Source organism: Mesorhizobium sp. BHbdii (assembly GCF_053848045.1).
Window position 1 is genome coordinate 1 of record NZ_JBSPKX010000235.1, and the last position, 435, is coordinate 435.

Here is a 435-nt window from a genome sequence, read left to right on the forward strand (position 1 = left end):
GAGCGGTCCGCTGGCGGTCTCGAGCTTCTCGAGCACGCACAACTGGTTTTTCGTCAGCACATCCCTTGCCGCCATGGTCCGGTTCCAACTTGTCCTGCGCCATCCCCAGCCTGTTTGCCTGTGCAACCCGCCTGATCCCATTCAGATAGCGACGAACCGTCGTCTTTGCTACTCCTCTGTTTTTGTCCCAGACCGATCGATGACGTGCCGGCGCATTTGATGACGACAGGCTTGATGGCGCAGCGACATTTCAAAATACTGACAAAATCCTCGACGAGGGTGGTTTCGCTTGGGAAATTCGATCGGGCTTGGGGAAGCAATATGATCAAATTGACACGCCGGACGCTGCTTGTCGGCACGTCCGCGCTGATGGCGGCCGGTACGCTATCGTTCCGGGCGCTGGCGGCATCGCGCACCTATCACGCGCTGTTGGTC

The 435-nt window shown here is 58.4% G+C and carries 1 pseudogene; it reads right to left on the reverse strand.

Annotated elements, in window-relative coordinates:
- Positions 1-141, reverse strand: a pseudogene (locus tag ACWTU8_RS32810) (transcriptional repressor); the annotation flags it as partial.
- Between the last annotated feature and the right edge of the window lie 294 nt (positions 142-435).